Annotated in this window: 11 protein-coding genes; 3 read left to right on the top strand and 8 right to left on the bottom strand. The window is 59.9% G+C overall.

Features of this window, described 5'->3' with window-relative positions:
* Window positions 1-99 precede the first annotated feature (99 nt).
* Window positions 100-624: a ribosome biogenesis factor YjgA gene (gene yjgA / locus AC1DHT_RS16270; RefSeq protein WP_054593999.1), complete on the top strand. Its 525-nt coding sequence runs from the start codon at window positions 100-102 to the stop codon at window positions 622-624.
* A gap of 48 nt (window positions 625-672) precedes the next feature.
* Here the strand turns inward: yjgA and tldD are convergent, their stop codons facing one another.
* The 8 genes from tldD to mreB all read right to left on the bottom strand — a co-directional run bounded on the left by tldD (window position 673) and on the right by mreB (window position 11,875).
* Entirely contained in the window at window positions 673-2,115 is a 1,443-nt protein-coding gene (tldD, locus tag AC1DHT_RS16275; protein ID WP_054594000.1) for a metalloprotease TldD, read from the bottom strand.
* 5 nt (window positions 2,116-2,120) lie between these two features.
* The gene (locus AC1DHT_RS16280) at window positions 2,121-2,981 is read right to left on the bottom strand and encodes a carbon-nitrogen hydrolase family protein (RefSeq protein WP_427546847.1); all 861 of its coding nucleotides are present in this window, start codon (window positions 2,979-2,981) and stop codon (window positions 2,121-2,123) included.
* Window positions 2,982-3,051: 70 nt separating this feature from the next.
* Window positions 3,052-6,855 (bottom strand): YhdP family protein, encoded by a 3,804-nt coding sequence (locus AC1DHT_RS16285; RefSeq protein WP_427546844.1) that lies wholly within the window; start codon window positions 6,853-6,855, stop codon window positions 3,052-3,054.
* 64 nt (window positions 6,856-6,919) lie between these two features.
* Window positions 6,920-8,377 (bottom strand): ribonuclease G, encoded by a 1,458-nt coding sequence (gene rng, locus AC1DHT_RS16290; protein WP_054594003.1) that lies wholly within the window; start codon window positions 8,375-8,377, stop codon window positions 6,920-6,922.
* 45 nt (window positions 8,378-8,422) lie between these two features.
* Window positions 8,423-9,040, bottom strand: a complete 618-nt coding sequence (locus AC1DHT_RS16295) for a Maf family protein (protein WP_427546841.1) — start codon at window positions 9,038-9,040, stop codon at window positions 8,423-8,425.
* Window positions 9,041-9,087: 47 nt separating this feature from the next.
* On the bottom strand, window positions 9,088-9,570 hold the full coding sequence (mreD, locus tag AC1DHT_RS16300) for a rod shape-determining protein MreD (RefSeq protein WP_427546838.1): 483 nt from the start codon (window positions 9,568-9,570) through the stop codon (window positions 9,088-9,090).
* Window positions 9,570-10,694 carry a rod shape-determining protein MreC gene (gene mreC / locus AC1DHT_RS16305; protein WP_427546862.1) on the bottom strand — a complete coding sequence of 375 codons (1,125 nt, stop codon included), beginning with the start codon at window positions 10,692-10,694 and terminating at the stop codon, window positions 9,570-9,572. Before mreC ends, mreD begins: the two co-directional genes overlap by 1 nt.
* A gap of 143 nt (window positions 10,695-10,837) precedes the next feature.
* Entirely contained in the window at window positions 10,838-11,875 is a 1,038-nt protein-coding gene (gene mreB, locus AC1DHT_RS16310) for a rod shape-determining protein MreB (RefSeq protein WP_002555108.1), read from the bottom strand.
* Window positions 11,876-12,085: 210 nt separating this feature from the next.
* Between mreB and gatC the strand changes: the two genes are divergently transcribed.
* Window positions 12,086-12,373: an Asp-tRNA(Asn)/Glu-tRNA(Gln) amidotransferase subunit GatC gene (gene gatC, locus AC1DHT_RS16315; RefSeq protein ID WP_019691880.1), complete on the top strand. Its 288-nt coding sequence runs from the start codon at window positions 12,086-12,088 to the stop codon at window positions 12,371-12,373.
* Between the two features lie 16 nt (window positions 12,374-12,389).
* Complete coding sequence (gene gatA, locus AC1DHT_RS16320) at window positions 12,390-13,841, top strand: Asp-tRNA(Asn)/Glu-tRNA(Gln) amidotransferase subunit GatA (RefSeq protein WP_427542584.1); 1,452 nt, start codon at window positions 12,390-12,392, stop codon at window positions 13,839-13,841.
* The last annotated feature ends 6 nt before the right edge of the window (window positions 13,842-13,847 follow it).

Genomic DNA, 13,847 nt, shown 5'->3' on the forward strand with positions numbered 1-13,847 from the left:
CACTCAAATTCTGCTTTCGGTTAAGGTCATCGAGCGACCGGGCCGGACAAGCGGCCCCCGACTGGTTATCATGGCGGCGTTTCTTTGCGGACTGCCACCATGGTTGATTCTTACGACGACTCCCTCGACGGGGGAGAAAAAAGCAAATCCCAGGTCAAACGCGAGCTGCATGCTCTGGTTGACCTTGGCGAGCGCCTTACAACACTCAAGCCTGACTTGCTGGCAAAACTGCCGTTGACCGACGCTTTGCGCCGGGCCCTGGCCGATGCGCCCAAGCACACCGCGAATATCGCGCGTAAACGGCACCTGCAGTTCATCGGCAAGCTGATGCGCGATCAGGACACCAGCGCCATTTTGGTGCTGCTTGACCAACTCGATGCCTCCACTCGCCAGTACAACGAACGTTTCCACGGTCTGGAACGCTGGCGCGATCGCTTGATCGCTGGCGACGATGCCGTACTGGAAAAGTTCGTCGTCGACTACCCGGACGCGGATCGCCAGCAACTGCGCTCCATGATCCGTCAGGCCCAGCACGAGCTCGCCCAAAGCAAGCCTCCTGCTTCCAGCCGAAAAATCTTCAAGTACATCCGTGAGCTGGACGAGACTCAACGCGGTTTGCGTTAGTCTTCGACCGGGGTGTTCGGCCATGCCGCGCACCCCAGGCTCCATCCCTTACGCGCCCGTGCCACCCACGGTAATCGCGTCGATTTTCAAGGTTGGCTGGCCGACACCCACCGGCACCGACTGACCATCCTTGCCGCACGTCCCTACCCCGCTGTCCAGCGCCAGATCGTTACCGACCATCGACACCCGGCTCATGGCTTCCGGACCGTTACCGATCAACGTTGCGCCTTTGACCGGCGCGGTAATCTTGCCGTCCTCGATCAGGTACGCTTCGCTGGTGGAGAACACGAACTTGCCGCTGGTGATGTCGACCTGACCACCGCCCAGGTTGGCGCAGTAGATACCCTTCTTCACCGAAGCGATGATTTCTGCCGGATCGCTTTCGCCGCCGAGCATGTACGTGTTGGTCATGCGTGGCATCGGCAGATGCGCGTAAGACTCGCGGCGACCGTTGCCGGTGCGCGCCAGGCCCATCAGGCGAGCATTGAGCTTGTCCTGCATGTAGCCCTTGAGCACGCCGTTTTCGATCAGTGTGGTGCACTCGGTCGGGGTACCTTCGTCGTCGATACTCAGCGATCCACGGCGACCGGCCAGTGTGCCGTCATCGACGATGGTGCAGAGTTTGGAGGCAACCATTTCACCCATGCGGCCGCTGTAGGCCGAACTGCCTTTGCGGTTGAAGTCTCCTTCCAGGCCATGACCGACCGCTTCGTGCAGCAACACGCCGGACCAGCCCGAACCCAGAACCACCGGCAAGGTACCGGCCGGCGCCGGAATGGCTTCGAGATTCACCAGCGCCTGGCGCAATGCCTCACGGGCGTAGCTCATGGCACGGTCTTCAGCGAGGAAATAGCGGTAATCGGTACGCCCGCCGCCGCCATGACCACCGCGTTCACGGCGACCGTTCTGCTCGACGATCACACTGACATTGAAGCGCACCAGCGGTCGTATATCCGCCGCCAGTCCACCGTCGGTGGAGGCCACCAGAATCCGTTCCCAGACCCCGGCCATGCTCACGGTGACTTGCTGGATACGCGGATCGAGCGCGCGAGTGGCCACGTCGATACGCTTGAGCAGCTCGACTTTCTCGGCGCGAGTCATTACTTCCAGCGGGTTATCGGGCCCGTACAAACGGGCAACATCCTGGGTGCTGAACGCTTGTACCGTACCGTTTTGCCCGGCACGGGAGATAGAGCGCGCAGCACGGGCCGCCAGACCCAAGGCTTCGAGGGTGATCGCATTGCTATAAGCAAAACCGGTTTTTTCACCCGATTGCGCACGCACGCCGACCCCCTGATCGAGGTTGAAGCTGCCTTCCTTGACGATACCGTCTTCGAGCGCCCAGGACTCGGAGATCTGTCCCTGGAAATACAGGTCGGCCGCATCGATGCCCGGGCCGGCCAGGTCACCCAACACGCTTTGCAGGTTCTCGATCGTCACGCCGCCCGGCGCAAGCAGATGTTCACTGACTGAGGACAACAACTCGCTCATAGGTTTTACGCCTTAATTCCACGTTCTGAGGCAGGTCGCTGTGCGCCCTGCGAGAAAAAGCGCCGGTGACTGGACACCGGCATCCGCGCCCGGATGGACGCCTGTTCGCTGCTATCGCGTTCGGCCAGCAGCACGGCCTCGCCTTGATCCTGTTCCGCCAGCACGCGCCCCCACGGGTCAACAATCGCTGCATGGCCAAAGGTTTCACGCGGCCCCGGATGAGTGCCACCCTGGGCGGCCGCCAACACGTAACACTGGGTTTCGATGGCCCGCGCGCGAATCAATACTTCCCAATGGGCCGCGCCTGTTACCGCCGTAAACGCTGACGGTGCAGTAATCAGTTCTGCCCCGGCGGCGCGCAATTCGCTGTACAGCTCTGGAAAGCGCAAGTCGTAGCAAACCGTCAGGCCAACCCGACCGACCGGCGTATCGGCAACCACCACCTTACTGCCATGAGCATAGTCATCGGATTCACGGTAGCGCCCGCGATTGTCCGCCACATCGACATCGAACAAATGCAGCTTGTCATAGCGAGCCACCGTCTCGCCGTGTTCATCGATCAGTAACGAGCAGGCATTGGACTTCGCCAGCGGTTGATCCACCGGCGGCAACGGCAAGGTGCCAGCCACTATCCATAACTTGAGGTCGCGAGCGGCCTGTTTCAACCAGGGCAGGATCGGGCCTTCGCCCGAGGCTTCGGCGCGACCGATGTCAGCGATGTCGCGACGGCCCATGGCCGCAAAGTTTTCCGGCAACACCGCCAGTCGCGCACCGCCCGCTGCCGCTTGTTCGAGCAGGTGTCGAGCCTGGACCAGGTTAGCCGGCACATCGCTCTGGCTGACCATTTGAATCACCGCAAGAGACATGGCGCACTCCGTATCAGGTATGCGGTCATGCTACTCCATAGGACGAACCGTGGCTTTTCAAAAAAACACTTCAAAAAGGTTTGTCGTAGGTGATTTTCGGCTCTTTCCACGGACCTTTGATGGTGTATTTGACGCTGGCAAAGCGCGCCACGCGATCACCGATCAGTTTGTCGATCAGAAACAGCGCACCGCCTACCGCTGGCGCACCGACGATCAGTGCGGCAATCGGCAGGTTGTTGGTCAATGGCAAGGTCACCAACAGATTCGCATCGACCCTGTCACCCACCAGGTCCAGCGTGCCGTTGAGCTCCAGGTTGCTCGACGGGCCGGTCATGATGATCGGCTCACGAGTGACGTACACCCCATTGCTGGCCACCAACAATCCCTTGACCCGGTCGTAACTCAGGCCTTTGCCGAACAGGTCGGAGAAGTCCAGGCGCAAGCGACGGCCGATCGAGTTGAAGTTGAGCAGGCCAAACACCCGCAACGCCTGCGCGCCACCTTCGACTTCGACGAACTGACCTTTGCGCAGCGTCGCATCCAGGCTACCGGAGTAACGCTTGGGTCCGACCCAGGCCGGCGAGCCAGGCCAACGGCCGTCGATGTCCATATGGAACTCTTCGCTGGTCACTGTCGGTGCGAACCCCCAGCCCTTGAGCACATCACCGAGGTTCTTGCCCTCGATGCGTCCCTTGTACCAACTGCTGGTAGATCCCGGCACGCCTTCCCAGCCACCCGCGCCTTGCAACTGCATGCCCTTGAGGCCCAGATTCATGCTGTTGAAGGCAATGCCCTTGACGATCGGGCGGACCTTAAGCGACCAGGCACCTACCAGGTCCGGGCCCTGAAACAACTGGTCAATACTGATATCCAGTGCAGGAATTTTCGTTGGGTCTACCGACGCCAGCGGGTCCGGTGCATTCTCGTCGGCCTGTACTTTCGGATCAGGCGCCGGCAACCGCACGTATTGCAGGTTGATCGCAATCGGCGCGGACTTGGCGTCGGGAATCCCTACAGTGCCTTTGGCCTGCTGGCTATCGAGTTGCAATGCCCAGGCTGTCGGCTTGCGATCCAGTTGCAGGCGGGCCTGATCCAGCGTGGTACCAAACCCCGTGAGCTTGTCGACCTTGAAATCTGCGCCACTGAGCAATTGCTTGGCGTTGCCGCCTGGATCCTGTCCGGCATACCGATCAATCAGGGCTTTCCACGGTTCGACATCCAGTTCCGACAGCACGCCTCGTATGCGCAGGCCTTTATCACCCGGCAACTGCGCACTACCGCTACCCAGGAACAACTCGCCACGGCCATCGGCAAAATTGCCGCTGGGCGCCGCGTAAGTGAAGTCCGCCAGATCACCGTAGTTGAGCCAGTAACGCCGTTCCGGTCCTTGCAGGGTCATCCGGAACACCGTGTCGCGGCCTTGCGCGGCGGACATGCCGAACGGTGCCGGCAAATCGACTGCAACACCTTTGAGGCTGGAACTGACCATCAATCGGCTGTCGGGGCCGTCGAGGTTGAGCTGCAACTGATAAGGGATCGTCCCGGAAACCGGCAACGGCTGAGTGACGTTCAGCCAATCGGTGAGTTTTTTCACTGCCACCTGGCCGTTGGCGGTGACCCGGGTGTTGAACTTGCCAGGGCTGCCATCGGCATAGATCTGTGCACTGATCGGTCGTTCAAAGGCTTGTGCCGTAATGTTCTGGCCACTGAGCCCCTTGGCACTGTCAAAGCGGAAATCACCTTTGAGCTGCGTCAGCTCAAGCACAGGATCACTCAGCTTCAGACGCGACCTGGCGGTTTTGAAGTCGACCACAATCTTCGGCTCTTCGCCCTTGGCCAAGGGGATATCCAGTTTCAGGCTACCTTGCAGATCACCCTCGCCCTGCCAACCAGCGAAGGTCGTACCGGTACCGATCGGTGCGTCCTGAAGAATCTTCAGGCCATCACCCAGACCGCCGGCGAAAGTGCCGTCGAGGAACATATGAGGGTTCTGTCCGGCAGGCGCATGGGGGATGTTGACGTAGACATCGCGAACCTGGGTATCGAGCAACTGGCCCTTGCTGGCCAGAATACGCACCCCACTGTCCTCGATGAACACATCGCCACTGACCTTGCCGACATGCGGCCAACCCGGCTGGAAGGCCAGTTCGGCGTCATGCACTTTGAAGAACAGGCTGATGCTGCGCGCCGCATCGACAGCATCGTGGTTCAGCGAACCCTGATACTGGAAGAAACCTTCATCCACCGCGCCTTTGAGAATCGCCGTGCGCAGCCATTCGTCGAGCGCCGGGCTCAAGACCTTGGGCAGGTACTTGGCGGTGTAGCGTCCATCACCTTCCAGCAGACCGACCCGCAGGTCCATGTAGTCTTCCTGGGTATGATCGAAATGCAGGCGAATCAGGAAGTCGCCGGCAATCTTGCCCTCCTCGCCCAGCACCTTCAGGTACGGCGCTATCAGGGTGAAACCTTGCTGATCGAGTTTCCAGGTCAGCCGGGCATTCGCCTGGATGTACTGCCATGGTTTGGCAAAGATCGGGTCCAGGTGCAGGGAAAAATCCTTGCTGTCCATGCGCAGCTCACCCTGGCCGAGGTCACCGCTGATGCTCCCGGAAACATTACGCGCCGCCGGAGCTCCGTGATAAGCATCAAACCCGACACGCTCCAGATTGGCGGCAAAACTGAATTTGCTGTTATCGGTCGCCTCGGGCCGGACGTCGATCAGCACATTGCGCAACACGCCAGTGACCTTCAGCCGCTCGACCACCGTGGCAAAGTCCTTGGGCAGCGGTCCCAGGGCATTGAGCAAGGGTGTGATAGGCGTGAGGTCAAAGCGGTCGGCTTGCAGGTGCCAGAGTTCGGAGGTCGTGTCAGTGGTCGCGGTCTGCTGAAGTTGCAGACGGGTTTCCCAGCGGATGTCCTCCAGGGTCATGGCCAGGGAATCGAACGACACCTGAAAACCTTCGGTATTGCGCTGGAAATACCCATTGAGCGCCAGATTGTTGATCTGGATCGGCTTGCGCTCGGCGTAGGCACCGTTGAGTTGCGGTGCATTCAGACGAATCGCGGCACGCTGCAGGGCCCCCTTGCTCCAGTTAACCCAGAGCTCGCCACCGGCCTTGATCTCGGAAAAATTCCATTTCCCGGTCAGACTCTCGGGCAACCATTTAGACCAGTCACTTTGCGGCAAGCTCAGATAGGCATCTATTTCAGCCTCTTTCCACAGACTGGCTTGAGTCCGGCTGCTCAGACTCATGGCCAGCGGCTGGCCGTCGGGCAAGGTCAACCGGGCGTCGAGGCGCTGCTGGCTGATACCGGTTTTAAGGTTCAGGCCGACATAGGTCAGGGTCAGCGGCACGTGGTCGATCGGTAGCAAGGTGACCTGGCTGTCGAGTACCGACAGCTGCTCCACCATCTGCATGCGGTTGAGCAACTGCTCGGGGTCCAGCGGCTGATTCTCCCGCACGGGCAAGCCTTCGAGCGTCCATTGCCCCTGCGGGCCTTGCTTGAGGCTGATCTTCAGACCGTTGAGTTCCAGATGTTCGATCCGCACCGCACGCACCAGCAAGCTGGTCCAGACATTCGGCACCATCCGTACCTGATCCAGGTGCAAGGCATTGGCACCCTCACCGACCACCACATCATGCGCCAGCAAAATCGGCGCCATGCCACTCCAGCGGCCTTCCAGGCTGCCTATGTGCAAGGGCATGCCCAGCGCTTCACGAGCCTTGGCTTCAACATCCGCGCGATACTCGGCCACCAGCGGAATCAGCTCGCGACCGAGGCTGCTGTACAGCGCCGCCAGCACCAGCAATAACGCACAAAGCCCCAGCCCCCAGCGGGTCAATGTGGTCAAAATGCGGATCAGACGATCCATGTCAGTGGGCTCCCATGGCGAAAAAGTGCAGCAAGCTGAAGCCGGCCGTTAATAACACAGCGGATCAGAGCAGCACCACGTCGTATTGTTCCTGGGAGTACATGGTTTCTACCTGAAAACGAATGGTTCGCCCGATAAAACCCTCAAGTTCCGCGACATTACCCGACTCTTCGTCAAGCAACCGGTCAACCACCTTCTGGTTAGCCAGTACACGATAGCCTTCAGCCTGATAGGCGCGAGCTTCACGCAGGATCTCCCGGAAGATTTCATAACACACGGTTTCCGGGGTCTTGAGCTTGCCACGGCCCTGGCAACTGCTGCACGGCTCACAGAGCACCTGTTCGAGACTTTCGCGCGTGCGCTTGCGCGTCATCTGCACCAGGCCCAACTCGGTGATACCGATGATGTTGGTCTTGGCGTGATCGCGCTCCAGCTGCTTTTCAAGCGTACGCAGCACCTGGCGCTGATGTTCCTCATCTTCCATGTCGATGAAGTCGATGATGATGATCCCGCCCAGATTGCGCAGGCGCAGTTGCCGGGCAATCGCGGTGGCCGCTTCCAGGTTGGTTTTGAAAATGGTTTCTTCAAGATTGCGGTGCCCGACAAAAGCACCCGTATTCACATCGATGGTGCTCATGGCTTCTGCCGGATCGACTACCAGATAGCCGCCGGACTTGAGCGGCACTTTGCGCTCCAGGGCCTTTTGAATTTCATCCTCGACGCCATACAGATCGAAAATCGGCCGTTCGCCCGGGTAGTGCTCCAGACGGTCGGCGATTTCCGGCATCAGCTCGGCAACGAACTGCGTGGTTTTCTGGAAGGTTTCCCGCGAGTCGATACGGATTTTCTCGATCTTCGGGCTGACCAGATCGCGCAAGGTACGCAGGGCCAGGCCGAGGTCTTCGTAGATGACATTCGGCGCGCTGACAGTCTTGATCTGCGTGCCAATCTGATCCCAGAGGCGGCGCAGGTAGCGAATGTCCATCAGGATCTCATCGGCACCGGCGCCTTCAGCCGCGGTGCGCAGAATAAAACCGCCGGCCTCCTTGATGCCTTCCTTCGCGACACAATCGGTGACCACTTGCTTGAGGCGCTCGCGCTCGGTTTCATCCTCGATTTTCAATGAAATACCGACGTGAGCCGTGCGCGGCATGTACACCAGATAGCGCGAGGGAATCGACAGTTGGGTCGTCAGGCGCGCGCCTTTGGAGCCGATCGGATCCTTGGTCACCTGCACCACCAGGCTCTGGCCTTCATGCACCAGTGCGCTGATGCTTTCCACTGCAGGGCCTTCGCGCAGGGAGATTTCCGAGGCGTGGATAAAGGCTGCCCGGTCCAGACCGATATCGACGAACGCCGCCTGCATGCCTGGCAGAACGCGAACGACCTTGCCTTTATAAATGTTGCCGACAATTCCGCGACGCTGGGTGCGCTCGACATGAACCTCTTGCAGGACACCGTTTTCGACCACCGCCACACGCGATTCCATCGGCGTGATGTTGATCAGAATCTCTTCACTCATGGCAAGGTCTCGTTCAGGCATATTCACGATTATGGCCGCATCAAGTCAGTACGGCGCTTGGCGCGCGACAAGGTTTTGCCAACAGGGTATGCCGAAATGGCCGAGCAGTTCCGCGGTTTCGCACAGCGGCAGGCCAACCACGGCGGAGTAACTGCCGTTGAGTGCCGCGACAAACACTGCGCCAAGGCCCTGAATGCCATAGCCGCCAGCCTTGTCCTGTGGCTCGCCGCTGGCCCAGTAGGCCGCTGCTTCTTTATGACTGATGAAGCGAAAACGCACCAGACTGCGCACCACGCGTGATTCGCAATACTGGCCATCAAGCACGGCGATGGCGGTCAGCACTTCATGTTCACGCCCCGACAGGTTCATCAACATGCTCAGCCCTTCGGCCTCGTCGAGCGGTTTGCCAAGAATCTGCCCATCGAGCACCACGGCCGTATCGGCACCCAACACACAAACGGGTGCCCCCGGCTGGTTGAGCGCCAGCAACGCATGACCGGCCTCGGCCTTGCTGCGCGCCAGACGCTCGACATAGGCCGCAGGGGACTCGTTAGTCAAAGGGGTTTCATCGATGTCCGCGCTGATGGCGGTGAACGGCACGCCGATCTGCGTGAGCAGTTCACGCCGACGCGGCGAGCCCGAGGCGAGGTATAGCGGATTCATCAAGACATCTCCCTGTCGAGGTGCGGGCTAATGCCTGRCCGAATAAATTAATGGATTTTGTAGCGGCGGCTCAACCCACGTAATCCGAAGCTGACCCAGGGCCAGAGCAAGGCGCTGATCAGTGCAGGCAAAAGTACGGCCAGCGTCTGACGGTTACCGGTCAAGGCGCTGAGCCACAATTGCAGCAGTTGTGCGAGCCCCAGGATCACCAGGATCACCAGGCTTTGCTGCCACATCGGAAACATCCGCAAACGCGGTCGCAGCGTCATGATCAAAAAGGTGATCAGGGTCAGAATCAGCGCGTTGTGCCCCAGCAAGGTTCCGAACAGCACGTCTTGCGCCATGCCGAGACACCAGGCCGTGAGCATCCCGACTTTCTGCGGCACTTCCAATGCCCAATACGCCAACGGTAGCGCGAGGAACATCGGACGTAAAATTTCGACATGCGGGAACGGTACGATACTGAGCAACAAACCGATGACAAATGTCAGCCAGATCATCCAGCCATTACGAGAGCGGGTACTGGCCATTATTCTCTACCCTGAGTGGTGGCTTCAGGCGCCGCGGCAGGCGGTTTGGCCGCCGCCGGTTTGGCGACCGCTGCCGGTTTGACCGCTGCGGAATGCGCAGCAGGCTTGGCCGGGGTCGAAGGTTTGCTCGCAGGCTTGGCCGCCGCGGGTGTTGCCGTTGCAGGCGCAACTGCAGTGGCGGCTGGCGCCGGGGCAACTGCGGCGGCAGGTTTTGGTACGGTGGCTGGCACAAATGCCGCACCGCCGGGGTGCTGCTCCGCATCCTGGGCCTGAGCAGCTTCGTTGGCGCGCTCTTCCGGGGTGCGGCTATCGCTGAACACCAGCAACATGTATCGACTGCGGTTCAGCGCTGCGGTCGGCACCGCACGCACGATGGCGAACGGCTGGCCGGAATCGTGGATCACTTCCTTGACGGTCGCCACCGGGTAACCGGCCGGGAAACGCTGGCCGAGACCGGAACTCACCAGCAAGTCGCCTTCCTTGATGTCAGCCGTGTCCGCCACGTGACGCAATTCCAGACGTTCCGGGTTGCCGGTGCCGCTGGCAATCGCCCGCAAACCGTTACGGTTCACTTGCACGGGAATGCTGTGGGTGGTGTCAGTCAGCAACAACACCCGCGAGGTGTAAGGCATCAACTCGACCACCTGCCCCATCAGACCACGGGCATCGAGCACCGGCTGGCCGAGTACCACGCCGTCGCGCTCACCTTTGTTGATGATGATGCGATGGGTGAAGGGGTTGGGATCGACGCCGATCAACTCGGCCACTTCGACCTTCTCGTTGACCAGGGCCGACGAGTTGAGCAACTCGCGCAGCCGAACGTTCTGCTCGGTCAAGGCCGCAAGCTTTTGCATGCGCCCCTGCAGCAGCAGGTTTTCAGTCTTGAGTTTTTCGTTTTCGGCGACCAGTTCGGTACGGCTGCCAAATTGACTGCTCACACCCTGCCACAACCGCTCCGGCAAGTCGGTGATCCAATAGGCGTCCATCAAGACCAGCGACATCTGACTGCGCGCAGGCTTGAGCGCTTCAAAGCGGGCATCGACCACCATCAGCGCGACCGATAGCACGGCCAGCACCAGAAAGCGCACGCCCATTGAGGGGCCTTTGGCGAAAAGCGGTTTAATAAGCCGCTCCTCCCAGGCAAATGTTCTGTTTATTCATACGCCATCAAACCGGCCTGGATGCAGACTGACAGAAGATAAACGCCAACAGGCAGCACTGCAAAGTGCTGCCTGCGCGCGGAACAGCATAGAAGCCTCCGGCGAGATTATTCGCTGGAGAGCAGGTCCATGGTGTGTTTATCCATCATTTCCAATGCACGGCCACCGCCGCGAGCAACGCAGGTCAGCGGGTCTTCGGCGACGATCACCGGCAGACCGGTTTCCTGGGCCAGCAACTTGTCGAGGTCACGCAGCAAGGCGCCACCACCGGTCAGTACCAGGCCACGCTCGGCGATATCCGACGCCAGTTCTGGCGGCGATTGCTCCAGCGCGCTTTTCACGGCCTGAACGATAGTTGCCAGGGACTCTTGCAGAGCTTCCAGCACTTCATTGGAGTTCAGGGTGAATGCACGTGGAACGCCTTCAGCCAGGTTACGGCCGCGAACGTCGACTTCGCGAACTTCACCGCCCGGGTAGGCCGTGCCGATTTCCTGTTTGATGCGCTCGGCGGTGGATTCGCCGATCAGGCTGCCGTAGTTACGACGCACGTAAGTGATGATCGCTTCGTCGAAGCGGTCACCGCCAACCCGTACGGATTCGGCGTAAACCACACCGTTCAGGGAGATCAGCGCGATTTCAGTGGTACCACCACCGATATCGACGACCATCGAACCGCGCGCTTCTTCAACCGGCAGGCCGGCACCGATCGCAGCAGCCATTGGCTCTTCGATCAGGAACACTTCACGGGCACCGGCACCCAAGGCCGATTCACGGATGGCACGACGCTCGACCTGAGTGGATTTGCATGGAACGCAGATCAGCACACGAGGGCTCGGCTGCAAAAAGCTGTTTTCGTGAACTTTGTTGATAAAATACTGCAGCATCTTTTCGCAGACGCTGAAGTCGGCAATAACGCCGTCCTTCATCGGACGAATGGCAGCAATGTTGCCCGGTGTACGGCCGAGCATACGCTTGGCCTCGGTGCCGACAGCAACGACACTTTTCTGATTACCGTGGGTCCGAATGGCCACAACCGATGGTTCATTCAGGACGATACCGCGCTCGCGCACGTAAATAAGGGTGTTGGCAGTGCCCAGGTCAATGGAAAGATCGCTGGAAAACATGCCACGCAGTTTCTTGAACATGGGAAAGGGACCCTAGGCAACGCGTGGGTAAAAAAGTGCGGCAAACTCTAACAACGACAGGGATTTTGGGCAAGGCGCCAATATGTTAAATTGGCCGCTTTTCTGTGCACCAACCCCCTCAATCGCGGCCTTATGACCGTAGAAATGCGGTAGTGTTCCGACAATCTAACACACGGACAGCGTCCGTTCTGTTTTCCACTGGAGAATCCCATGGCGCTTGAACGCTCCGACGTGGAAAAAATCGCTCATCTGGCCAGCCTTGGCCTTAATGATGCCGATCTTCCACATATTACTTCGGCCCTGAACAGCATTCTCGGGCTGGTCGACGAAATGCAGGCTGTCAATACCGACGGTATCGAGCCTCTGGCCCACCCGCTGGAAGCCAGTCAGCGCCTGCGTGCAGACGTCGTGACCGAGTCCAATCACCGCGAGGCCTATCAGTCCATCGCACCAGCGGTCGAAAACGGCCTGTATCTGGTTCCGAAAGTCATCGACTAAAGGGAAAGAGCCTGCAATGCATCAATTGACTCTGGCCGAGATCGCCCGCGGACTCGCCGACAAAAAGTTTTCTTCCGAAGAGCTGACCAAAGTGCTGCTGGCGCGTATCGCCCAGCTCGACCCTCAGCTCAACAGTTTCATCAGCCTCACCGAAGACCTTGCACTCTCGCAGGCGAAAGCCGCAGACGTACGCCGGGCCAACGGTGAGAGCGGTGCCCTGCTTGGCGCGCCGATCGCTCACAAAGACCTGTTCTGCACCCAGGGCATCCGCACCAGCTGCGGCTCGAAGATGCTCGACAACTTCAAGGCGCCGTATGACGCCACCGTGGTCGCCAAGCTGGCCGCTGCCGGGGCCGTGACCCTGGGCAAGACCAACATGGACGAATTCGCCATGGGTTCGGCCAACGAGTCGAGCTACTACGGCGCGGTGAAAAACCCGTGGAACCTGGAGCACGTACCCGGTGGTTCGTCCGGCGGTTCGGCAGCAGCCGTTGCCGCTCGCCTGTTGCCAGCAGCGACGGCCACCGACACCGGCGGTTCCATCCGACAGCCGGCTGCCTTCACCAACCTCACCGGTCTGAAACCGACGTACGGTCGTGTTTCGCGCTGGGGCATGATCGCTTACGCGTCCAGCCTCGATCAGGGTGGCCCATTGGCGCGCACCGCTGAAGACTGCGCGATCCTGCTGCAAGGGATGGCCGGTTTCGACCCGAAAGACTCCACCAGCATCGACGAACCCGTGCCGGATTACAGCGCCGGCCTCAATGGCTCGCTGCAAGGCCTGCGCATCGGCCTGCCGAAGGAATACTTCGGCGCAGGTCTCGACCCGCGCATCGCTGAACTGGTCCATAACAGCGTCAAGGAGCTGGAAAAGCTCGGCGCGGTGGTCAAGGAAATCAGCCTGCCGAACATGCAGCACGCGATTCCTGCGTACTACGTGATCGCCCCGGCCGAAGCCTCCTCCAACCTGTCGCGTTTTGACGGCGTGCGTTTCGGCTATCGCTGCGAAAACCCGAAAGACCTGACCGATCTCTACAAGCGTTCGCGCGGCGAAGGTTTCGGCCCGGAAGTGCAGCGCCGGATCATGGTCGGTGCCTACGCACTGTCGGCCGGTTACTACGACGCCTACTACTTGAAGGCGCAAAAAATCCGTCGCCTGGTGAAAAACGATTTCATGGCAGCCTTTAATGAAGTCGACATCATCCTCGGCCCGACCACGCCGAACCCGGCCTGGAAACTCGGCGCCAAGAACAACGACCCGGTCGCCGAGTACCTGGAAGATGTCTACACCATCACCGCCAACCTCGCGGGCCTGCCGGGCCTGTCGATGCCAGCCGGTTTCGTCGATGGTCTGCCGGTCGGCGTACAACTGCTCGCCCCGTATTTCCAGGAAGGCCGTCTGTTGAACGTCGCCCACCAGTATCAGCTCAACACTGACTGGCACACCCGCACCCCGACAGGCTTCTGAGGAGAA

Source organism: Pseudomonas sp. 05N432, from assembly GCF_056396945.1.

Coding starts and splice junctions, on each gene's coding strand:
- yjgA (WP_054593999.1), top strand. CDS start 100: ATGGTTGATTCTTACGACGACTCCCTCGACGGGGGAGAAAAAAGCAAA.
- gatC (WP_019691880.1), top strand. CDS start 12,086: ATGGCGCTTGAACGCTCCGACGTGGAAAAAATCGCTCATCTGGCCAGC.
- AC1DHT_RS16280 (WP_427546847.1), bottom strand. CDS start 2,981: ATGTCTCTTGCGGTGATTCAAATGGTCAGCCAGAGCGATGTGCCGGCT.
- tldD (WP_054594000.1), bottom strand. CDS start 2,115: ATGAGCGAGTTGTTGTCCTCAGTCAGTGAACATCTGCTTGCGCCGGGC.
- gatA (WP_427542584.1), top strand. CDS start 12,390: ATGCATCAATTGACTCTGGCCGAGATCGCCCGCGGACTCGCCGACAAA.
- rng (WP_054594003.1), bottom strand. CDS start 8,377: ATGAGTGAAGAGATTCTGATCAACATCACGCCGATGGAATCGCGTGTG.
- AC1DHT_RS16295 (WP_427546841.1), bottom strand. CDS start 9,040: ATGAATCCGCTATACCTCGCCTCGGGCTCGCCGCGTCGGCGTGAACTG.
- mreB (WP_002555108.1), bottom strand. CDS start 11,875: ATGTTCAAGAAACTGCGTGGCATGTTTTCCAGCGATCTTTCCATTGAC.
- mreD (WP_427546838.1), bottom strand. CDS start 9,570: ATGGCCAGTACCCGCTCTCGTAATGGCTGGATGATCTGGCTGACATTT.
- AC1DHT_RS16285 (WP_427546844.1), bottom strand. CDS start 6,855: ATGGATCGTCTGATCCGCATTTTGACCACATTGACCCGCTGGGGGCTG.